Raw genomic sequence first — 20,321 nt, forward strand, 5'->3', positions numbered from 1 at the left:
ACATGGGGATGGAAAACTACAATCCGCCGCAGGAACCCTGGCTGGTCATCCTGTATCAGGATGAACACATTATGGTGGTCAACAAGCCGAGTGGCTTGTTGTCTGTGCCAGGTCGTCTGGATGAGCACAAAGACAGCGTGATGACACGTATTCAGCGCGATTATCCGCAGGCTGAATCCGTGCATCGTCTGGATATGGCAACCAGCGGCGTGATTGTAGTCGCGCTAACCAAAGCGGCAGAGCGCGAGCTAAAACGCCAGTTTCGCGAGCGCGAACCGAAAAAACAGTATGTCGCACGCGTCTGGGGGCATCCTGCTCCGGCCGAGGGTCTGGTTGATTTACCGCTGATTTGCGACTGGCCAAACAGGCCAAAGCAAAAAGTATGTTATGAGACCGGGAAATCGGCGCAGACCGAGTATGAAGTCGTGGAGTTCGCGGCGGATAACACCGCCCGGGTAGTGCTCAAGCCCATTACCGGACGCTCCCACCAGCTGCGTGTGCATATGCTGGCTTTAGGGCATCCTATCCTGGGCGACCGCTTCTATGCTCCGCCGGAAGCTCTCGCGTTAGCGCCGCGCCTGTTGCTGCATGCAGAGATGTTAACCATCACGCATCCCGAATACGGCAACAGTATGACGTTTAAAGTCCCGGCGGATTTTTAAATTCTGAGCCAATTTATGCCGGGGGCGCTTCGCTTACCCGGCATACATTCATTAACGTAGGCCGGATAAGGCGCTAGCTGCATCCGGCAATTCAATCACTTGAATCCTTTTTGATCCTTAATCAGCTCGTAAGCTTTTTGGATTTCCTGCGCTTTTTGCTTCGCCATTTCCATCATCTCTGGCGGCAGACCTTTCGCAACCAGTTTGTCCGGATGGTGCTCGCTCATCAGCTTACGGTAAGCCCGCTTGATGGTGGTCGCATCGTCGGTCGTTTTCACACCCAGCACATTACAGGCGTCTTCCAGCGTCGGGCCGCGTTGCGCCTGCTGCCAGCCACCGCCGCCAGACTGCTGCTGATATCCGCCGCCAAACTGTGCGCCGCCCTGCATCATGCGCAGGAACTGATCAAATTGGGTGCGTGAGATCCCCAACTCTTCAGCAATCACATAAAGCACTTCACGTTCGTTAGGATGCAACGACCCATCGGCAAATGCCGCCTGGATCTGAATCTCCAGAAACATGCGGATCAGATCGAATCGACCAAAACAGACGCTGCGAAACTGACGCATCTTTTCACGTAATGGGTAATTATCCGATTTTCCTACCCGGAAGGCATGTTGTGCAGCCGTTCGCGAGTCACCGTGCAAATTCATCCGATCCATCAACTGGCTGGCGATATGTATATCGGCTTCCGTGACGCGACCTTTGGATTTTGTCAGATGTCCCATCACCTCAAAAGTGGTGGCAAAAAACAGCGCCTGGCGTTCACGTTGGTTGGCAAACCACGCCATTTTGCGCATGCGGGCTTTGTCGAACATGTGGCCAACTAACAGCCCCAGAACCACACCCCAGAAGCCGCCGCCCATCATTAAGGCCACGGCTACACCAATTATCTTTCCCCAATACTGCATAGACTCCCCAAATCTTTCCGCTCTCAGCCAGGCTATGTCCCACAATATAAGGTGCTTTTACCGATTTACGGCTGCGGTCAATTGTGGGACATCGCCTATAATTTGCATTATCATACCTGTCATTCAATGCCGTGCCTAACACCACAAACGCTATACCCGTTGGATTTCGAGTTGCAGCAAGGCGGCAACGTAGTGAGTCCCCTGGAGCTTACCCATGTAAGTGGCTGGGGTGAACGAGGAAGACAACGAAGATGCAGCTTGAAAGGTGGCGGGTATAAAATGGGCAGGATTAATACTAGCGAAGTGAAGATGAGATAAGTTAGGCTGTGACCGTTTGTCACGCGCGACGCTACTGATGATGGAACAATAAATACAACGTATGAAAAAACGTATTCCCACTCTTCTGGCCACCATGATTGCCAGCGCCCTCTATAGCCATCAGGGCCTGGCAGCCGATCTCGCCTCACAGTGTATGCTGGGCGTGCCGAGCTATGACCGTCCTCTGGTACAGGGCGAGACTAATGAGTTACCCGTCACCATCAATGCCGACAACGCGAAAGGGAATTATCCCGATGACGCGGTGTTTACCGGCAACGTGGATATCGCACAGGGTAACAGCCGCCTGCAGGCCGACGAAGTACAGCTTCATCAGAAGCAGGCTGAAGGCCAGCCGGAGCCAGTACGTACCGTCGATGCGTTGGGCAATGTCCATTATGACGACAATCAGGTTATTCTGAAGGGACCGAAGGGCTGGTCCAATCTGAATACCAAAGATACCAACATCTGGGAAGGTGATTACCAGATGGTGGGCCGTCAGGGGCGCGGGAAAGCCGACCTGATGAAACAGCGTGGGGAAAACCGTTATACCATTCTGGAAAACGGTAGCTTTACCTCCTGTCTGCCAGGTTCAGATACCTGGAGCGTCGTCGGTAGCGAAGTTATCCACGACCGTGAAGAACAGGTCGCGGAGATCTGGAACGCCCGTTTTAAACTGGGTCCGGTTCCGGTCTTTTACAGTCCTTATTTACAGTTACCCGTCGGCGATAAGCGCCGTTCCGGTTTCCTGATCCCGAACGCAAAATATTCCACCAATAACTATTTTGAGTTCTACCTCCCGTATTACTGGAACATTGCGCCCAATATGGACGCCACCATCACGCCACATTATATGCACCGTCGTGGCGGGATCATGTGGGAGAACGAATTCCGCTACCTCACCCAGGCGGGTGCGGGCTTGATGGAGTTTGACTATCTGAATTCCGATAAAGTGTACGAGGACGAACATCCGAAGGATGACAATTCACGTCGCTGGCTGTTCTACTGGCAGCACGCTGGCGTAATGGACCAGGTGTGGCGTTTCAACGTCGACTACACCAAGGTCAGCGACATCAGCTACTTTAACGATTTCGATAATAAATACGGCTCCAGTACCGACGGCTACGCCACGCAGAAATTCAGCGTCGGCTACGCGGTACAAAACTTTGACGCTACGGTATCGACCAAGCAGTTCCAGGTCTTCGACGCACAAAACAGTAATAGCTACTCTGCGCAGCCGCAGTTAGACGTCAACTATTACCAGAATGACGTTGGTCCATTTGATACCCGTATTTATGGCCAGGCGGTCCATTTCGTCAATACCAATGACAACATGCCGGAAGCAACGCGTGTTCACCTGGAACCGACGATCAATCTGCCGTTGTCGAATAACTGGGGCAGTATCAATACCGAAGCGAAGCTGCTGGCGACACACTATCAGCAGACCAATCTGGATTGGTACAACAACAACCCGAGTAACGTTAACAAGCTCGACGAGTCAGCCAATCGCGTCATGCCGCAGTTTAAAGTTGACGGCAAAATGGTATTCGAGCGCGACATGCAAATGCTGGCACCGGGCTATACCCAGACGCTGGAGCCACGCGCGCAGTACCTGTACGTACCGTATCGCGACCAAAGTCATATCTATAACTATGACTCATCCTTGCTGCAATCTGACTACAGCGGCCTGTTCCGTGACCGTACTTATAGCGGTCTGGACCGTATTGCTTCTGCCAACCAGGTGACGACCGGGGTCACATCTCGCGTTTATGATGACGCGGCCGTTGAACGTTTTAATATTTCTGTGGGTCAAATCTACTATTTCACCGAGTCTCGCACTGGCGATGACCATACAGAATGGGAGAATGACGACAAAACGGGTTCACTGGTATGGGCTGGCGATACCTACTGGCGCATCTCCGATCGTTGGGGTTTACGCAGTGGGATCCAGTACGACACGCGTCTGGATAGCATCGCAACCAGCAATAGCAGTATCGAATACCGCCGCGACGAAAACCGTATGCTGCAGTTGAACTACCGTTATGCCAGCCCAGAGTATATTAAGGCCGCTGTACCTTCACGTGATGTAACTAACGCCCAGTATGAAAACGGGATTTCGCAGGTGGGCGCAGTGGCAAGCTTCCCGATCGCCGATCGTTGGTCGATTGTTGGTGCTTACTACTTCGATACCAATGTGAACAAAGAAGCAGATTCAATGCTGGGCTTACAGTACAACTCCTGCTGTTACGCCATTCGCTTCGGCTACGAGCGTAAGCTGAACGGTTGGGATGACAAACAGCAACACGCGATTTATGACAACACGATCGGCTTTAATATCGAACTGCGCGGTCTGAGCTCCAACTACGGTCTCGGCACCAACCAAATGCTGCGTTCGAACATTTTGCCGTATCAAAGCGCTTTATGATCTGATTGATTTACAACGTAATCCGCATTGCGGTTAATTGAAATGGAAAAAGTATGAAGAACTGGAAAACGCTGCTTCTCGGTATCGCCATGATCGCGAATACCAGTTTCGCTGCCCCACAGGTAGTCGATAAAGTTGCAGCCGTCGTCAATAACGGCGTCGTTCTGGAAAGCGACGTCGATGGCTTAATGCAGTCAGTAAAACTGAATGCAGGTCAGGCAGGTCAGCAATTACCGGATGACACTACGCTGCGTCATCAGATCCTGGAACGTTTGATCATGGATCAAATCCTCCTGCAAATGGGTCAGAAGATGGGGGTGAAAATCTCTGACGAGCAGTTGGATCAGGCTATTGCCAACATCGCCAAGCAGAACAACATGACGCTGGATCAGATGCGCAGCCGTCTGGCACAGGATGGCTTAAGCTATTCAACCTATCGTAGCCAGATCCGCAAAGAGATGACCATCTCTGAAGTGCGTAACAACGAAGTTCGCCGTCGCGTCACTATCCTGCCTCAGGAAGTGGATGCCCTGGCGCAGCAGGTAGGCAACCAAAACGATGCCAGCACCGAGCTGAACCTGAGCCACATTCTGATCCCATTACCAGAAAACCCAACGTCCGACCAGGTTAACGCGGCTGAAAGCCAGGCGCGCTCTGTTGTTGATGAAGCGCGTAACGGTAGTGATTTCGGCAAACTGGCTATTACTTATTCCGCTGACCAGCAGGCGCTGAAAGGCGGCCAGATGGGCTGGGGACGTATTCAGGAGCTGCCGGGTATCTTTGCCCAGGCGTTAAGCACTGCGAAAAAAGGCGATATCATTGGCCCAATTCGTTCCGGTGTCGGCTTCCACATCCTGAAAGTCAACGATATGCGTGGCCAAAGCCAGAGCATCTCCGTGACTGAAGTTCATGCTCGCCACATTCTGCTTAAGCCGTCGCCGATCATGACCGATCAGCAGGCGCGTCTGAAGCTGGAACAAATCGCGGCAGATATTAAGAGCGGTAAAACGACCTTCGCGGCAGCCGCTAAAGAGTTTTCTCAGGATCCAGGCTCTGCCAACCAGGGCGGCGATCTGGGCTGGGCTGCAGCGGATATTTTCGACCCTGCTTTCCGCGATGCGCTGACCAAACTTAACAAAGGCCAGATGAGCGCCCCGGTGCACTCCTCTTTCGGTTGGCATCTGATCGAACTGCTGGATACGCGTAACGTTGATAAAACTGACGCAGCGCAGAAAGACAGAGCTTACCGTATGCTGATGAACCGTAAATTCTCGGAAGAAGCAGCAACCTGGATGCAGGAACAGCGCGCCAGCGCTTACGTTAAAGTTCTGAGCAACTAATGACTCGTGCTCAACGCGTTGTTATCACTCCCGGCGAACCCGCCGGGATTGGCCCGGACCTGGTGGTTCAGCTCGCCCAGCGCGATTGGCCTGTAGAACTTGTTGTCTGTGCGGATGCAGCACTCCTCAATGACCGGGCAGCGATGCTCGGTTTACCGCTTTCACTCCTCCCCTACTCTCCAGATACCCCAGCCAAACCGCAATCAGCAGGCACATTGACGCTGTTACCGATTGCGCTGCGGGCACCTGTTGTCGCGGGTCAGTTGGCGGTAGAAAACGGGCAATATGTGGTGGATACGCTGGCTCGCGCCTGCGATGGCTGTCTGCAAGGTGAGTTTGCGGCGCTGATCACCGGCCCGGTTCACAAGGGCGTTATCAATGACGCTGGCGTCCCGTTTACCGGACATACCGAGTTTTTTGAAGAGCGCTCACAGGCAAAGAAAGTTGTTATGATGCTGGCGACCGAAGAGCTGCGCGTTGCCCTGGCAACCACGCATTTGCCGCTCAGAGCCGTTGCCGACGCCATTACGCCCGCCCTGCTTCAGGAAGTGATCGGCATTTTGCATCATGATTTACGCACCAAGTTCGGCATTGCCGATCCGCATATTCTGGTGTGCGGTCTTAACCCGCATGCTGGTGAAGGCGGTCATATGGGAACGGAAGAGATAGATACCATCATTCCGGTACTCGATGAACTGCGTGCGCAGGGAATGAAATTAAACGGTCCGCTGCCCGCAGATACGCTGTTTCAGCCCAAATATCTCGACCACGCGGATGCCGTGCTGGCAATGTACCACGATCAGGGTCTCCCCGTGCTAAAATACCAAGGATTTGGTCGCGGTGTGAATATCACGCTGGGCCTGCCCTTTATTCGCACATCCGTCGATCACGGCACCGCACTTGAACTCGCGGGTCGTGGGCAAGCAGATGTCGGCAGTTTTATTACGGCGCTTAATCTCGCCATCAAAATGATTGTTAATACCAATGAATAATCGAGTCCATCAGGGCCATTTAGCCCGTAAACGTTTCGGGCAGAACTTCCTCAACGATCAGTTTGTGATCGAAAGTATTGTCTCTGCTATCAACCCGCAGAAAGGTCAGGCTATGGTCGAAATCGGCCCTGGTCTGGCGGCATTGACCGAACCAGTAGGCGAACGTCTGGACAAGCTCACGGTCATTGAACTCGACCGCGATCTGGCAGCACGCCTACAGACACACCCGTTTTTAGGGCCTAAGCTGACGATTTATCAGCAAGATGCCATGACCATGAACTTCGGCGAACTGGCACAAACGATGGGACAGCCGCTGCGCGTATTCGGCAACCTGCCGTACAACATCTCCACGCCGCTCATGTTCCATCTTTTTTCCTATACTGATGCCATTGCCGACATGCATTTCATGTTGCAAAAAGAGGTGGTGAACCGTCTGGTTGCAGGGCCAAACAGTAAAGCGTATGGTCGATTAAGCGTCATGGCGCAGTATTACTGCAATGTAATCCCGGTACTTGAAGTACCGCCTTCCGCATTTACGCCAGCGCCTAAAGTTGATTCAGCCGTTGTGCGTCTGGTGCCTCATACGACGATGCCGTACCCGGTTAAAGATGTTCGTGTGCTGAGCCGTATTACCACCGAAGCGTTTAATCAGCGCCGTAAAACGGTACGTAACAGTCTCGGCAACCTGTTTAGCGTTGAAGTACTGACAGAGCTGGGCATTGATCCGGCGATGCGAGCGGAAAATATCTCTGTCGCGCAATACTGCCGGATGGCTAACTATCTGTCAGAAAACGCGCCATCGAAGGAGAGTTAAACATGATCAATTCGCCCCGAGTGTGCATTCAGGTACAAAGCGTCTACATTGAGGCGCAATCCTCACCTGATGATGAACGTTACGTTTTTGCTTACACCGTAACTATCCGCAATTTGGGGCGAGCGCCTGTGCAGCTGTTGGGGCGTTATTGGTTGATCACTAATGGTCATGGCCGCGAAACCGAAGTTCAGGGTGAAGGCGTGGTTGGCGTCCAGCCCCACATCGAACCCGGCGAAGAGTACCAGTACACCAGCGGTGCGGTGATTGAAACACCGCTGGGCACCATGCAGGGTCATTACGAAATGATCGATGAACAAGGCATCGCCTTTACCATCGATATTCCCGTATTCCGACTCGCCGTTCCAACACTCATTCATTAAAACAATAACTATGGCGACATACCTTATTGGCGACGTTCACGGTTGTTACGATGAACTGGTAGCCTTGCTGCATCAGGTAGACTTTAATTCCGAAAAAGACACCCTATGGCTCACCGGCGATCTGGTCGCTCGTGGACCGGGCTCGCTGGACGTTTTGCGCTACGTGAAATCACTGGGCGACAGCGTGCGGTTAGTATTGGGTAATCACGATTTACACCTGCTGGCCGTATTTGCTGGTATCAGTCGTAATAAACCTAAAGACAGGGTCACATCGCTGCTCGAAGCACCGGATGCCGACGAATTACTTAACTGGCTCCGCCGTCAACCGCTGTTGCAGGTAGACGAAGAGAAGAAGCTGGTGATGGCGCATGCCGGTATCACCCCACAGTGGGACCTGCAGACAGCAAAAGACTGTGCTCGCGATGTTGAAGCCGTGCTGTCGAGCGACTCGTATCCCTTCTTCCTTGATGCGATGTACGGCGACATGCCCAATAACTGGACCCCGGAACTGACCGGGCTGGCGCGCCTGCGTTTTATTACCAACGCCTTTACCCGCATGCGTTACTGCTTCCCTAACGGTCAGTTGGATATGTACAGCAAAGAGTCACCAGAAGACGCACCTGCCCCGCTGAAGCCGTGGTTTGCCATTCCTGGACCTGTCAGTGAAGCGTACAGCATTGCATTCGGGCACTGGGCATCGCTGGAGGGTAAAGGCACGCCAGAAGGCATTTACGCGCTGGATACGGGGTGTTGCTGGGGAGGCGATCTCACCTGTCTGCGCTGGGAAGACAAACAGTACTTCGTGCAGCCGTCAAATCGCCATCTGAATCTGGATCCTGGCGAAGCGGTCAACGCCTGATAGTCGTTTGCCGGATGCGGTGCTCGCACCTTATCCGGCCTACATTAGCTGGATGATAAGGCGTTTCGCCGCCATCCGGCACTTACAGTATTAACGACGTTCCAGAATCTCGAAGCAGTAGCTGTGAGAGTTTTGCGCGTCGGCATCGTGGAATTCACTGAACACCGATTCCCAGTCATCCGGTTCGTAGTCCGGGAAATGCGTATCCCCTTCCACTTCCGCATCAATGTGCGTCAGATACAGTTTCTGCGCTTTTGGCAGGAACTGCTCATACACACGCCCACCGCCAATTACCATAATTTCAGGTTCATCGCCGCAGGCCGCAATTGCTTCATCCACAGACTTCACCCACTGCACGCGATCGTCGGTGCCAGGCTTACTGCTGATGACGATATTTTTACGCCCAGGTAACGGTCGCCCGATGGATTCCCAGGTGTGGCGTCCCATGACAACCGGCTTGTTTAAGGTATTACGTTTAAACCAGGCGAGATCGGCAGGGAGGTTCCACGGCATGGCGTTCTCCATACCGATGACGCGATCTACCGCTAACGCCGCAATCAGACTGATCATTGAATATTTCCCGGATACAAAAAAATTGTCGCCACTATACGGAAAGCGCAATCTTTCGTCGACTGGCGGAAAGAGGATGAACAGGAAAATTTTCCGTTCTGCTGGCGAACCGACCTATTTAAGGTGGTACGCCAGCATTACAGTAGTTCAAAAACAGCCAATTAGCAGTAAAGTTTGCAGAACATCACATTTTTTACCCTATGCTGACGGTTTCACTTCCGGCTCATCGGCGACGTCGCCCGTATGCTTACCTTCATCCGTGCCTTGCCAGCCATGGCGTTGAATTAACGATAAGTGCTGACGATCTTCCGCAATAATTTCACTCAGCATTGCGCTGGTGCGTTTATAAACGGCCGCGCGGGAAGTCGCGTCATTTTCCCCTTTCACCATCTCCTCTACCATCATGGTATTGAATCGGCGGAATACGTCAGCCCGCTCACGTGCCTCATAGCGCCCTAGCCCGAGACCTTCCAGCGCCAGACGTCCGGTCTTCAGTGCACCTTCAAAGGTTTCACGTTCCGGCATATCCACGCCCGCCTGGCGCAGGCGGATGTAATGATCCACGTCGCGCGCGCGGGCAATAATTTGCAGATGCGGGAAATGCTCTTTCACCATTTCGGTTAACTGCAGGCTGGTTTGCGGATCGTCAATGGCATTAATAATAACTTCAGCTTTCGCCGCCCCGGCAGACTCCAGCAGATCCATCCGGGTCGCGTCGCCATAGAAAACCTTCATCCCGAATTTACGCAGCGTTTCGATATGATCCGGGTCATGATCAAGAACCACCATTTTGACCCCGCTCGACAACAGCAAACGACCGGTTATCTGGCCAAATCGCCCAAACCCGGCGATGATCACCCGCGGTTGCTCCTCATCGATTTCATCGGCTTCGCGCTCTTCCTCAGTCGCCGATTTTTCCAGACGCGTCAAAATCACCAGCAAAATCGGTGTAGCCGCCATCGACAACGCCACCGCCAGCGTCAGCGATTTCGCCCAGTCAGGATCGAGCACATTTGCCATTTGCGCCGCGCCAAACACCACAAAGGCAAACTCACTGCCCTGCCCTAATAATACGGCAAACCAGCGACGCTGCTTGTTCGGCACCTGCAACGGTTTCGCTATCAACCACAACATGACGGTTTTGATAACCAGGAAACCGACCAGTAGAATGATAATACGCAAGGGATTATCAATCAGCGTACCAAAGTCGATAGACATCCCTACACCGATGAAGAACAGCCCCAGCAGCAGTCCTTTAAATGGTTCAATGTCGCTTTCCAACGCGTGGCGATACTCAGAGCTTGCCAGCAGCACCCCGGCCAGGAATGCCCCCATCGCCATCGACAATCCAACCTCTTCCAACAGCAGACCGAAGCCAAACACGAGGAACAGCGCAACGGCACTGAACACTTCCCGCAGGCCCGAACGGGCGACAAAACGCAAGGCAGGACGTGTGACATAACGCCCCAACAGCACCACCAGCACCAGTGCGCCCGCTACCTTAAGGGCAGACAATGCAAACGCCCCAAGCGTTGTTGATGCGCCACTCGCTGCCAGTAACGGAATCATCGCCACCAGTGGAATGGCCGCGATATCCTGGAACAGCAGCACGGCAAACGCGCTGCGGCCCATTTGCGACACCATCAGGTTGCGTTCATTCATCGCCTGCATAGCGATAGCCGTAGAGGAAAGCGCCAGCGTCATGCCGATCAGCTCCGCTACCTGCCAGCGCAGGCCGAGGAACATACAGAACACACCAATCAGGCCTCCGCAGACCACCATTTGCAATGCGCCGCCGCCGAACACCGAGGCTCGTAGTTTCCACAAACGTTGCGGATCCAGCTCCAGACCAATGACAAACAGCATCAGCACCACACCGATCTCCGCAAAATGCAGGATGGATTCAGCGTCCGTCACCAGCCTCAGGCCCCATGGGCCGATAATGCACCCGGCGATGAGATACCCCAGTACCGACCCGAGTCCCAGCCGTACGGCGATGGGGACAATCAGTGCCGCCGATCCGAGATAAATCAGCGCCTGTATCAGCGTATGGCTATCCATGGTGTGCCTCCTGCCATTCCATCAGACGCTGTTTGTAGTGACGCGCCTGCGCTTGCAGGGTTTCATCATCACAGATAAACGTACAGTGCATCGCAAACGGCGGTAGCCATTTGAGGCCACAATAAAGTGCCGTCGCCTGTAAGGGTTGAGAAAGCACATCAAATCCTGGATGGGAGCCAATATCGAAGTGGTTTTCACCGCCGCCGGTCGTCACCGCCCACAGCAGATGTTTACCGTGCAGCGCAGTACCGCCATGACCATACGCCCAGCCGTGCGAAAGGACTTTATCCATCCACAGCTTGAGTAATGGAGGTGTGCTGTACCACTGCATCGGATGCTGCCAGATGATCAAGTCAGCGCGTGCCAGCGCATCCTGTTCAGCGGCAATATCGATATTGAAGTCGGGGTAGAGCTGGTAGAGCGAGCGGATCTCCACGCCCTCCAACGTCCTTGCCTGTTCAAGCATCCGCTTATTCGCATGCGAATGCTGCGGATAGGGATGCGCATAAATGATGAGGATCATGATTAGCCTGTTTCACTGCATTATTGTAATAACAGTGAGTTTAGTCAGTTAATCCACAGGCTAACAGTCAATATTATTAAGTGGCTGAATGGAGAAAACTGAACTAGTTATCAAGCTCACTCATATCCTTAACCTGATCGCGGTTAATCTGTTCCGTCTTACCCGTTTGCGCATTTTTATACGACACCAGGCCAGTATCATCATCGACTTGCGGTTTGCCGTCAGTGACGATTGTTTTACCATCGGTGGTTTTAACCGCCTGGTTTGAGGAACAACCGGCCACGGTAAACAGTGCTGCTGCGGTAAAAATTGAGGTGATCAGGATATGTTTTTGCATGGTGTTCTCCCTGCTTTTCAGTTGTTTTCAGTGATATACCCAGTTAACTGTAGGCTAACTGACTGAGTTGCAGGGAAAATACAGAACACTCCTAATAACTCGCCCTGGTCACGGGCTTACTGCGAATCGTCATTTGGCTGGTTTGCGCCAGCGTCAGACCTCGCGTTTCCGGGGCGAAAGCGATGGACACCAGCAGGCCAATCAGCGAAATTCCTGCGCCCATCAGCATGACATTGCTGATCCCGTATTTGGTAATGAACACCGGCAGCGCCCAGGTTGAAACAATGGTGCCGATGCGGCTTAAGGACATAATCACCCCGACGGCAGATGCGCGAATGTCGGTAGGAAACAGTTCATTTGGGTACAGCCACTGAAGATTTCCCGGTCCCCCCGAGAAAAAGGCGTACACGGCAAACGCCAGCACCACCAGCCACGCTCCCATATCAGGAATTAACCCCAGCACGGCCAGCGCCAGCGTCATCATAATAAAGCTGCCAATTAACAATGGCCGACGGCCCGCGCTATTGAGCCAGAACATGGGTGGAATGCACCCCAGCATAAAGCACAGGCTTATCACCACATTGCCCAACGCCGCGCTTTTCCCGGCACCAAGCCCCAACAGTCCAACAATCTGCGGACCAAAGGTATAAATGGCGAACATCGGGATCACCTGACAGGTCCAGATAGCGGCAACAAACAGGACAAACGGGAAATGACGGCGGTTAAACAGCTGTAGGAAGCGCGTCTCCTGCGGCGCCTCTTCGTCGAACACCACCGGTTCGCCGAACAGTTTGATCATCATCGCTTCACACTCTTTCACCCGACCTTTACGCAACAGCCAGCGCGGCGACTCAGGAAGATCGAAGCGCCCAATCAGGATCAAAATACAAGGGATCACCGCGCTGCCCAGCATCCAGCGCCATCCTCCTTCAACATCATACAGCCAGTAACCGACCAGATCGGCACAGGTGGCGCCGACATACCACATCGCGGCGATAAAACCGATGGAGAAAGCGCGCTGGCGGGTATTAGAGAACTCGGTAATCATCGAGGTAGCAATCGGGTAATCAGCGCCAATTACAATGCCTATCAGCACGCGCATTACCAACAGCTCAATGGGTGAGGAAACAAACATGGTTGCCGCCGATATCACGCCAATGGCGATAATATCGATGATGAACATTTTGCGCCGCCCGACCTTATCGGAAATGTAGCCAAACAGCGACGTCCCCACAAACAGACCGGCGAGCGTGCCGGCACCCAGCAGACCAATCCACTGTGCGTCCAGTTTCAATGCTGGCGTGAGCTGTTCCAGCGCCACGCCAATCATCACCAGCACATAACCATCCAGAAATGGCCCACCGCTTCCCCACAGCATTATCCGGCGGTGAATAGAGGTAAATTTGATGTCATCAAAGTTCCTGGGCTGCTGCATAGCGACTTCCTGTTTCAACACGGGCAAAGCGTCATCTGTAAGCCGGATAAGGCGTTTACGCCGCCATCCGGCATTGGCGCCACATGATTGCCGGATGGCAACGCTACCACGTCTTATCCGACCTACGGGTGCACAACCTCGTACTTATTAGCCGTAGCGAAACTCCACGCCAAATGTCCCGCGCGGGTATTCCCATTTTTCCAACGCTGTATCAAGTCCGAGAATGCGGCACGTTCCGCACTCCAGGCATCCGGCGTAATCAAAACGGATGCTGCCGTCGTCCTGCTTTTTATACAGTCCGGCTGGACAAGCTTTAATCAGTACTTCCAGCGCCTGTTTATCAGGATCGGTTTTGAGAATGATGTGCGGGCTGTCTTCATCCACATTGAACTTATTGACGCCCAGTTTGACGTCCACATTGACGGGAGATGTCATAATACGGTCACTCCTTTCAGGCCATCTTTCATCAGGTTGATGAAGCCCACTTTCTTCGCATGACGCAGGATTTTTTTGCGCATTGGCACCGGAGCAGAGCCATCTACGGTGAACAGGTCGCGCGCGATGCTGACCGCCATTTCGGGATAGGCGGTAAACATGCGTGGGTTATCTAGGAAAGCGGGAAGCTTCTGATACATGCGCATATCGCGCATTGGACCATCATCGAGATGCTGACGGTATTCGCCCAGCGACTGTTTGCTGAAGTCGTCGCGCTTCATTGCGGAAAGCACCGTTTTCGCGGCCGCTTCGCCTGCGGATATGGCGAGATCCATACCGCGGATGGTAAAGCCGAGGTTCATACACATTCCGGCAGCATCACCGGCAATCAGCACACCGTCACCCACCAGTTCAGGCTGCATATTCATACCGGCCTCCGGTACGACGTGCGCGGCATATTCCACCAGCTTGCCACCGGCGATCAGTGGGGCAACCGCCGGATGCTGTTTGAAATCTTCCAGCATTTGTGGGACCGATTTTTTAGCATCTTTCAGATGATGAAGACCGCAGACCAGCCCCAGAGAAAGGGTCGTTTCATTAGTATAGAGGAAGCCCCCGCCCATCAACCCATCAGTTGGAGAACCGGCAAACAGGCACGCTGCACCTTCGTTCCCCTGTAACTGGAAACGATCTTCAATCACCGATTTTGGCAATTCGATCAGCTCTTTTACGCCAACGGCAACATGCGATGCCTCAACGCGCTTTGCCATGCCCAGTTTTTCTGCCAACAAAGAATTCACCCCGTCAGCGAGGATCACCACTTTGGCTTCCAGAATATCGCCGTCGGCTTCCACGCCCACGACTTTGCCTTCGCGCTGCACAACGTTATCCACCCGAATACCGGTGATAAGCTGGGCTCCCGCCTCCTCGGCCTGCTCCATCAGCCAGGCGTCAAATTTGCTGCGTAAGACGGAATAAGAAACCTGCGACGATGCAGCCTCTTCACCATTGCAATAGTCGATGGTCATCGCCCCTTTGTCGGTCATAAAGGCGAGTTTTTCGTGGGTGATTATGCGTTCAATGGGGGCCTGCTCAGCAAAGCCGGGAATGATGCGTTCCAGGCTATGGGCATACATGCGCCCACCGGTGACATTCTTCGCGCCAGCAGAATTGCCGCGCTCGATGACCAGCACCTGTGCACCTTCCCGAGCCAGCACCAGCGCCGCAACCGAACCGGCCAGACCTGCACCCACGATGATGGCATCAAAGATATCTTCGGACATACGTACTCCTGTCAGTGGCAGGATACTTTCGCACCCTGCCCGAATGGTTTAACGCGCCAGAGCAGCCGTCAGCGCAGGCAGGATCTTCAGCGCATCGCCAACGATGCCAAAATCTGCGTACTGGAAGATCGGCGCATTTTTATCTTTGTTGATGGCGAAAATCGTCTGCGCGCCGTTGGCGCCGACCATATGTTGGATCTGCCCGGAGATCCCCACGGCCAGGTACAGTTCTGGTTTGAGCATCAGATTGGAAATGCCGACGTAGCGTTCGTGCTCCATCCACTTCTCGTTTTCCGCCACCGGACGTGAACAGGCCAGCTCAGCGCCAATCGCCTGGCACAGCGCTTCGGCCAGCGAGATATTTTCTTTGCTACCAATACCGCGTCCCACGCTGACCACCAGACGGGCTTTGTCGAGATCGACACTGTTGCTCTGACGCGCCTGCGTTGCAGTACGGGTCACAGCGATAGTCGGAGCCTGCCACTGGACGGTGTGCACCTCGCCGCTGCGGGCAGTATCCGGTTGCTGCGCGTCAAACGTTCCGCTGCTGAGAGTGATCACGGCAAACGGTGAAGCGATTGTTTCTGCTCCCATCGCCAGGCCGCCGTAGACCATATGTTTGACCGCCGCTTTTCCGTCCTGCACCGCGACTGCGCTGGCGTCGTTTGAGACTGCAGCCGACAAGCGAAAGCCCAGCTTTGCCGCTAACAGCTTGCCCCGACGCGTATTCGGCAGCAGCACCGCGCCGCCCTCGCTGTGCTGACGAATGGTTTCGGCCATCGCATCGGCGTAGTCTTCAACCATACGGTCTTCTGGTTTGCCGCTGAGCAGCCAGACATGATCCGCACCTAAATGGCATGCCGCCGCGCTGTCTTCATCGCTGAGCACAAACGTGTTAACGTTTTCACCTAAAGCCTGCGCACCATTCATCAGTTCCGGCAGACGAGAAGGGGTATCGCTGAATACCCAGACACTGGAAAATTTGTTCATAACATCCCCTGATAATTAAATGATTTTGCGAAGATTCTCGACAAACGCGGCAATCTGTTCTTCACCGTCACCTTCAATCACAACGCGCTGACGCTCGCGCTGCTTCGGTGCGGCAACCTGTTGTTCGGAATACGCTTGCGCGCCGTTCAGCCCAATGTCCGCAGACGACCAGACCTGGACCGGTTTTTTCGCTGCACCAAGAATGGCTTTCATGGAAGGGATTTGAGGGGTGTTGATGTCGGTAGAGACCGCGATCACCGCCGGAAGCGGGATACTCAGGGTTTCAACTTCATCTTCCAGTTCACGCTCTACCGTCAGCGTGCTGTCGGTAAGAGAGAGGATTTTACTCACGCCGTTAATCGCCGGCACGTTCAGCATTTCGCCCACCAGCAGACCAACCTGCTGTGCATAAAGATCGGAAGAACCGTCGCCGCAAATAAGCAGATCAAAACCTGATTTTTGTGCGGCGGCAGCCAGCGCAGTGGCGGTTTGTTGCGGCAGCGCCTGTTCAAATTGATCGTCAATGACAACAATCAGTTCATCAGGGCCACGGGAGAGCACATCTTTGCGCCCTTTTGCATTGGTCAGCGCTTTGCCGCCGACGCTCATGGCCACAACCTGAGCCTCTCCCACCTGCTGTTTTAACTGGCAAGCCGCTTCGATCGCATTCAGATCATATTGGCTGATTTTGCCATCTGCTTTGCTGAAATCGAGTGTTCCATCAGCATTATTAATCGCAATATCCTGCTCATCAGGTACGCATTTGTAGCAAGTAATTATCTTCATTGCATCTCCAGAAATCATGAAGGAAACGTATTTATATCGGCGGTGTTAAATACAGATATCACGCTCTTTAATTCGGAAATAAAACATTAATCACCAATATTGAAAATGTCACACATTGATATTCGTAACTTTCAATAGTGTTATGCACCTCACCAATATTGAAAGAAACATGTCAAATACGAAAATTTTCAATATTGTCTGCTGGTTCAACAATATTGAACGTCAGTCACTTAAAAAAGTTAAAAAAGAAACATCAACATTATGATTAATAAGGAAATTATTTGTATTTTCAGACAAAATAACCAGCATAAGAAAGTGTGACGCAGATAACAGAATAGCCGGAAATGAATACCCATTATGAGTTACTCACTGAGGCGCCCAGAGGTTAAAAAGTTATCAACAAATCATTAATAATAAATAAACAAACGATCACATACGGGCACGCTAAATAAATTTCGTTTTCACACTGGAATTCACTTATGAAAAATGAAAAGAGAAAGTCGGGAATTGAACCGAAGGTTTTTTTTCCGCCATTAATAATTGTTGGGATACTTTGTTGGTTAACAGTAAGAGATCTTGATGCCGCTAACGTCGTTATTAATGCGGTATTCAGTTATGTCACCAACGTCTGGGGTTGGGCATTCGAATGGTATATGGTCGTCATGCTCTTCGGCTGGTTCTGGTTGGTCTTTGGCCCGTATTCGAAAAAGAAATTAGGCGACGAAAAACCTGAGTTTAGTACCGCCAGCTGGATTTTTATGATGTTCGCTTCCTGTACATCCGCCGCGGTGCTGTTCTGGGGTTCCATCGAGATCTACTACTATATCTCTACCCCGCCGTTTGCTCTCGCCCCCAACTCCGTTGGCGCAAAAGAGATAGCTCTGGCGTACAGCTTGTTCCACTGGGGACCGCTGCCGTGGGCGACCTACAGCTTCCTTTCAGTCGCGTTCGCCTACTTCTTCTTTGTACGCAAAATGGACGTTATCCGCCCCAGTTCCACGCTGGTACCGTTAGTTGGCGAGAAGCATGCTAAGGGCTTGTTCGGCACCATCGTCGATAACTTCTATCTGGTGGCGCTGATCTTCGCGATGGGCACCAGCCTCGGTCTCGCTACCCCGCTGGTAACCGAGTGTATGCAATGGCTGTTCGGTATTCCGCATACGCTGCAACTCGACGCCATCATCATTACCTGCTGGATCATATTGAACGCCATTTGCGTGGCCTGCGGCCTGCAAAAAGGGGTCAAGATCGCCAGCGACGTACGTAGTTATCTGAGCTTCCTGATGCTCGGCTGGGTGTTTATCGTCAGCGGCGCCAGCTTCATCATGAACTACTTCACCGACTCGGTCGGCATGCTGCTGATGCATCTGCCGCGCATGCTGTTCTATACCGATGCCATCGGCAAAGGCGGATTCCCGCAGGGCTGGACTGTTTTCTACTGGGCGTGGTGGGTTATTTACGCTATCCAGATGAGTATCTTCCTGGCACGTATTTCTCGCGGTCGTACCGTACGTGAACTGTGTTTCGGGATGGTACTGGGCCTGACCGCTTCCACCTGGATCCTGTGGACCGTCCTTGGCAGCAACACGCTGCTGCTGATGGATAAAAACATTCTCAACATCCCGCAACTGATTGAACAACACGGCGTGGCGCGCGCCATTATCGAAACCTGGGCTGCTTTACCGCTCAGCACCGCCACCATGTGGGGATTCTTTATCCTCTGCTTTATTGCCACCGTCACGCTGATTAACGCCTGCTCCTACACCCTGGCGATGTCCACCTGTCGCGAAGTTCGTGATGGTGAAGAACCGCCGCTGTTGGTGCGTATCGGTTGGTCCGTTCTGGTCGGCGTCATCGGCATCGTTCTGCTGGCGCTGGGTGGGCTGAAGCCTATTCAGACCGCAATTATCGCCGGGGGATGTCCGCTGTTCTTCGTCAACATCATGGTGACGCTGTCCTTTATTAAAGACGCCAAAGTGCACTGGAAAGACAAGTAATTCTTATTAACCCAATTGATCAAGAGGCTGAAAGATGGATTTCAACTTAAATGACGAGCAGGAACTGTTTGTCGCCGGTATTCGTGAACTGATGGCCAGTGAGAACTGGGAAGCTTATTTTGCCGAGTGCGATCGCGACAGCGTCTACCCTGAGCGTTTTGTAAAAGCGCTGGCGGATATGGGCATCGATAGCCTGTTGATCCCAGAAGAACACGGCGGCCTGGAAGCCGGTTTTGTCACCGTTGCCGCCGTCTGGATGGAACTCGGACGTCTTGGCGCACCGACTTACGTGTTGTACCAATTACCGGGAGGTTTTAACACTTTCCTGCGTGAAGGGACTCAGGAGCAAATTGATAAAATCATGGCGTTCCAGGGCACCGGTAAGCAGATGTGGAACTCTGCTATCACCGAACCGGGAGCGGGATCGGATGTTGGCAGTCTGAAAACCACTTATACACGCAAAAATGGTAAGGTTTATCTTAATGGCAGTAAGTGCTTTATCACCAGTAGCGCCTATACCCCGTACATCGTAGTGATGGCGAGAGATGGTGCATCGCCGGATAAACCTGTTTATACCGAGTGGTTTGTTGACATGAGCAAAGCGGGTATCAAGGTCAACAAACTGGAGAAACTCGGTCTGCGCATGGATAGCTGCTGTGAAATCACCTTTGATGACGTTGAACTGGACGAGAAAGACATGTTCGGTCGGGAAGGTAATGGCTTCAACCGTGTGAAAGAAGAGTTTGACCATGAACGCTTCCTCGTCGCGCTGACCAACTACGGTACGGCAATGTGCGCTTTTGAAGACGCCGCGCGCTACGCCAACCAACGCGTACAGTTTGGCGAAACGATCGGCCGTTTCCAGCTGATCCAGGAGAAGTTCGCGCACATGGCGATCAAACTGAACTCCATGAAGAACATGCTGTTGGAAGCCGCATGGAAAGCGGATAACGGCACCATTACTTCGGGTGACGCGGCAATGTGTAAATACTTCTGCGCCAACGCCGCGTTTGAAGTGGTAGACACCGCCATGCAGGTACTGGGAGGTGTTGGTATCGCGGGCAACCACCGCATCACGCGTTTCTGGCGTGACCTGCGCGTTGACCGTGTTTCTGGTGGTTCTGACGAAATGCAGATCCTGACGTTGGGTCGTGCGGTACTCAAGCAATACCGATAGAACGACGCAACCTGTAGGCCTGATAAGAC

The 20,321-nt window shown here is 52.9% G+C and carries 19 protein-coding genes; 9 read left to right on the forward strand and 10 right to left on the reverse strand.

Annotated features, from left to right (window positions below; all coding sequences use genetic code 11):
• The first annotated feature begins 2 nt into the window (after positions 1–2).
• Positions 3–662, forward strand: a complete 660-nt coding sequence (rluA, locus tag OGY08_RS08865) for a bifunctional tRNA pseudouridine(32) synthase/23S rRNA pseudouridine(746) synthase RluA (protein WP_003018849.1) — start codon at positions 3–5, stop codon at positions 660–662.
• 95 nt (positions 663–757) lie between these two features.
• Here rluA and djlA read toward each other — a convergent pair whose 3' ends face one another.
• Complete coding sequence (gene djlA, locus OGY08_RS08870; protein ID WP_008786173.1) at positions 758–1,573, reverse strand: co-chaperone DjlA; 816 nt, start codon at positions 1,571–1,573, stop codon at positions 758–760.
• 379 nt (positions 1,574–1,952) lie between these two features.
• Between djlA and lptD the strand changes: the two genes are divergently transcribed.
• The 6 genes from lptD to apaH are packed head-to-tail and all read left to right on the forward strand — an operon-like array spanning position 1,953 to position 8,698.
• Positions 1,953–4,313, forward strand: a complete 2,361-nt coding sequence (gene lptD / locus OGY08_RS08875; protein WP_125362745.1) for an LPS assembly protein LptD — start codon at positions 1,953–1,955, stop codon at positions 4,311–4,313.
• Positions 4,314–4,366: 53 nt separating this feature from the next.
• A complete protein-coding gene (gene surA, locus OGY08_RS08880) occupies positions 4,367–5,653 on the forward strand; it encodes a peptidylprolyl isomerase SurA (RefSeq protein ID WP_125362746.1) in 1,287 nt (428 codons plus the stop codon).
• Positions 5,653–6,645, forward strand: coding sequence for a 4-hydroxythreonine-4-phosphate dehydrogenase PdxA (gene pdxA, locus OGY08_RS08885; RefSeq protein WP_008786171.1), 993 nt, complete (start codon positions 5,653–5,655; stop codon positions 6,643–6,645). Before surA ends, pdxA begins: the two co-directional genes overlap by 1 nt.
• Positions 6,638–7,459 carry a 16S rRNA (adenine(1518)-N(6)/adenine(1519)-N(6))-dimethyltransferase RsmA gene (rsmA, locus tag OGY08_RS08890; protein ID WP_003829609.1) on the forward strand — a complete coding sequence of 274 codons (822 nt, stop codon included), beginning with the start codon at positions 6,638–6,640 and terminating at the stop codon, positions 7,457–7,459. The genes pdxA and rsmA overlap by 8 nt, the downstream gene beginning before the upstream one ends.
• 2 nt (positions 7,460–7,461) lie before the next feature.
• A complete protein-coding gene (gene apaG, locus OGY08_RS08895) occupies positions 7,462–7,839 on the forward strand; it encodes a Co2+/Mg2+ efflux facilitator ApaG/CorD (RefSeq protein WP_003018867.1) in 378 nt (125 codons plus the stop codon).
• Between the two features lie 10 nt (positions 7,840–7,849).
• Complete coding sequence (gene apaH, locus OGY08_RS08900) at positions 7,850–8,698, forward strand: bis(5'-nucleosyl)-tetraphosphatase (symmetrical) ApaH (protein WP_003829612.1); 849 nt, start codon at positions 7,850–7,852, stop codon at positions 8,696–8,698.
• 90 nt (positions 8,699–8,788) lie between these two features.
• On the opposite strand, the gene folA is transcribed toward apaH, so the two are convergent.
• The 9 genes from folA to OGY08_RS08945 form a co-directional block, all read right to left on the reverse strand.
• Positions 8,789–9,268, reverse strand: a complete 480-nt coding sequence (folA, locus tag OGY08_RS08905) for a type 3 dihydrofolate reductase (RefSeq protein WP_003018873.1) — start codon at positions 9,266–9,268, stop codon at positions 8,789–8,791.
• A gap of 198 nt (positions 9,269–9,466) precedes the next feature.
• Entirely contained in the window at positions 9,467–11,329 is a 1,863-nt protein-coding gene (gene kefC / locus OGY08_RS08910; RefSeq protein ID WP_003829616.1) for a glutathione-regulated potassium-efflux system protein KefC, read from the reverse strand.
• Complete coding sequence (kefF, locus tag OGY08_RS08915; protein WP_003829618.1) at positions 11,322–11,852, reverse strand: glutathione-regulated potassium-efflux system oxidoreductase KefF; 531 nt, start codon at positions 11,850–11,852, stop codon at positions 11,322–11,324. Before kefF ends, kefC begins: the two co-directional genes overlap by 8 nt.
• A 103-nt stretch (positions 11,853–11,955) precedes the next feature.
• Positions 11,956–12,189: a YgdI/YgdR family lipoprotein gene (locus tag OGY08_RS08920; RefSeq protein ID WP_003018880.1), complete on the reverse strand. Its 234-nt coding sequence runs from the start codon at positions 12,187–12,189 to the stop codon at positions 11,956–11,958.
• A gap of 91 nt (positions 12,190–12,280) precedes the next feature.
• On the reverse strand, positions 12,281–13,624 hold the full coding sequence (locus OGY08_RS08925; protein ID WP_020996234.1) for an MFS transporter: 1,344 nt from the start codon (positions 13,622–13,624) through the stop codon (positions 12,281–12,283).
• A 147-nt stretch (positions 13,625–13,771) separates the two neighbouring features.
• Positions 13,772–14,059, reverse strand: coding sequence for a ferredoxin-like protein FixX (gene fixX / locus OGY08_RS08930; protein WP_125362747.1), 288 nt, complete (start codon positions 14,057–14,059; stop codon positions 13,772–13,774).
• Positions 14,056–15,342 (reverse strand): FAD-dependent oxidoreductase, encoded by a 1,287-nt coding sequence (locus OGY08_RS08935; RefSeq protein WP_003018887.1) that lies wholly within the window; start codon positions 15,340–15,342, stop codon positions 14,056–14,058. The genes fixX and OGY08_RS08935 overlap by 4 nt, the downstream gene beginning before the upstream one ends.
• 48 nt (positions 15,343–15,390) lie before the next feature.
• Positions 15,391–16,332, reverse strand: a complete 942-nt coding sequence (locus OGY08_RS08940) for an electron transfer flavoprotein subunit alpha/FixB family protein (protein WP_008786167.1) — start codon at positions 16,330–16,332, stop codon at positions 15,391–15,393.
• Between the two features lie 15 nt (positions 16,333–16,347).
• Positions 16,348–17,118 carry an electron transfer flavoprotein FixA gene (locus tag OGY08_RS08945; protein ID WP_032942343.1) on the reverse strand — a complete coding sequence of 257 codons (771 nt, stop codon included), beginning with the start codon at positions 17,116–17,118 and terminating at the stop codon, positions 16,348–16,350.
• Positions 17,119–17,597: 479 nt separating this feature from the next.
• On the opposite strand from OGY08_RS08945, the gene caiT reads away from it, so the two are divergent.
• Both caiT and caiA read left to right on the forward strand, forming a co-directional pair.
• Positions 17,598–19,115, forward strand: coding sequence for an L-carnitine/gamma-butyrobetaine antiporter (caiT, locus tag OGY08_RS08950; protein WP_003829695.1), 1,518 nt, complete (start codon positions 17,598–17,600; stop codon positions 19,113–19,115).
• A gap of 34 nt (positions 19,116–19,149) precedes the next feature.
• On the forward strand, positions 19,150–20,292 hold the full coding sequence (gene caiA, locus OGY08_RS08955; protein ID WP_003018898.1) for a crotonobetainyl-CoA dehydrogenase: 1,143 nt from the start codon (positions 19,150–19,152) through the stop codon (positions 20,290–20,292).
• Positions 20,293–20,321 lie beyond the last annotated feature (29 nt).

It is taken from the genome of Citrobacter sp. Cpo069 (assembly GCF_030332785.1).
In the GTDB taxonomy this organism is placed as follows: domain Bacteria; phylum Pseudomonadota; class Gammaproteobacteria; order Enterobacterales; family Enterobacteriaceae; genus Citrobacter; species Citrobacter portucalensis.

What these genes read in the sequence shown, in the direction of transcription:
- rluA (WP_003018849.1), top strand. Translation starts at nt 3, where the DNA reads ATGGGGATGGAAAACTACAATCCGCCGCAGGAACCCTGGCTGGTCATC.
- djlA (WP_008786173.1), bottom strand. Translation starts at nt 1,573, where the DNA reads ATGCAGTATTGGGGAAAGATAATTGGTGTAGCCGTGGCCTTAATGATG.
- lptD (WP_125362745.1), top strand. Translation starts at nt 1,953, where the DNA reads ATGAAAAAACGTATTCCCACTCTTCTGGCCACCATGATTGCCAGCGCC.
- surA (WP_125362746.1), top strand. Translation starts at nt 4,367, where the DNA reads ATGAAGAACTGGAAAACGCTGCTTCTCGGTATCGCCATGATCGCGAAT.
- pdxA (WP_008786171.1), top strand. Translation starts at nt 5,653, where the DNA reads ATGACTCGTGCTCAACGCGTTGTTATCACTCCCGGCGAACCCGCCGGG.
- rsmA (WP_003829609.1), top strand. Translation starts at nt 6,638, where the DNA reads ATGAATAATCGAGTCCATCAGGGCCATTTAGCCCGTAAACGTTTCGGG.
- apaG (WP_003018867.1), top strand. Translation starts at nt 7,462, where the DNA reads ATGATCAATTCGCCCCGAGTGTGCATTCAGGTACAAAGCGTCTACATT.
- apaH (WP_003829612.1), top strand. Translation starts at nt 7,850, where the DNA reads ATGGCGACATACCTTATTGGCGACGTTCACGGTTGTTACGATGAACTG.
- folA (WP_003018873.1), bottom strand. Translation starts at nt 9,268, where the DNA reads ATGATCAGTCTGATTGCGGCGTTAGCGGTAGATCGCGTCATCGGTATG.
- kefC (WP_003829616.1), bottom strand. Translation starts at nt 11,329, where the DNA reads ATGGATAGCCATACGCTGATACAGGCGCTGATTTATCTCGGATCGGCG.
- kefF (WP_003829618.1), bottom strand. Translation starts at nt 11,852, where the DNA reads ATGATCCTCATCATTTATGCGCATCCCTATCCGCAGCATTCGCATGCG.
- OGY08_RS08920 (WP_003018880.1), bottom strand. Translation starts at nt 12,189, where the DNA reads ATGCAAAAACATATCCTGATCACCTCAATTTTTACCGCAGCAGCACTG.
- OGY08_RS08925 (WP_020996234.1), bottom strand. Translation starts at nt 13,624, where the DNA reads ATGCAGCAGCCCAGGAACTTTGATGACATCAAATTTACCTCTATTCAC.
- fixX (WP_125362747.1), bottom strand. Translation starts at nt 14,059, where the DNA reads ATGACATCTCCCGTCAATGTGGACGTCAAACTGGGCGTCAATAAGTTC.
- OGY08_RS08935 (WP_003018887.1), bottom strand. Translation starts at nt 15,342, where the DNA reads ATGTCCGAAGATATCTTTGATGCCATCATCGTGGGTGCAGGTCTGGCC.
- OGY08_RS08940 (WP_008786167.1), bottom strand. Translation starts at nt 16,332, where the DNA reads ATGAACAAATTTTCCAGTGTCTGGGTATTCAGCGATACCCCTTCTCGT.
- OGY08_RS08945 (WP_032942343.1), bottom strand. Translation starts at nt 17,118, where the DNA reads ATGAAGATAATTACTTGCTACAAATGCGTACCTGATGAGCAGGATATT.
- caiT (WP_003829695.1), top strand. Translation starts at nt 17,598, where the DNA reads ATGAAAAATGAAAAGAGAAAGTCGGGAATTGAACCGAAGGTTTTTTTT.
- caiA (WP_003018898.1), top strand. Translation starts at nt 19,150, where the DNA reads ATGGATTTCAACTTAAATGACGAGCAGGAACTGTTTGTCGCCGGTATT.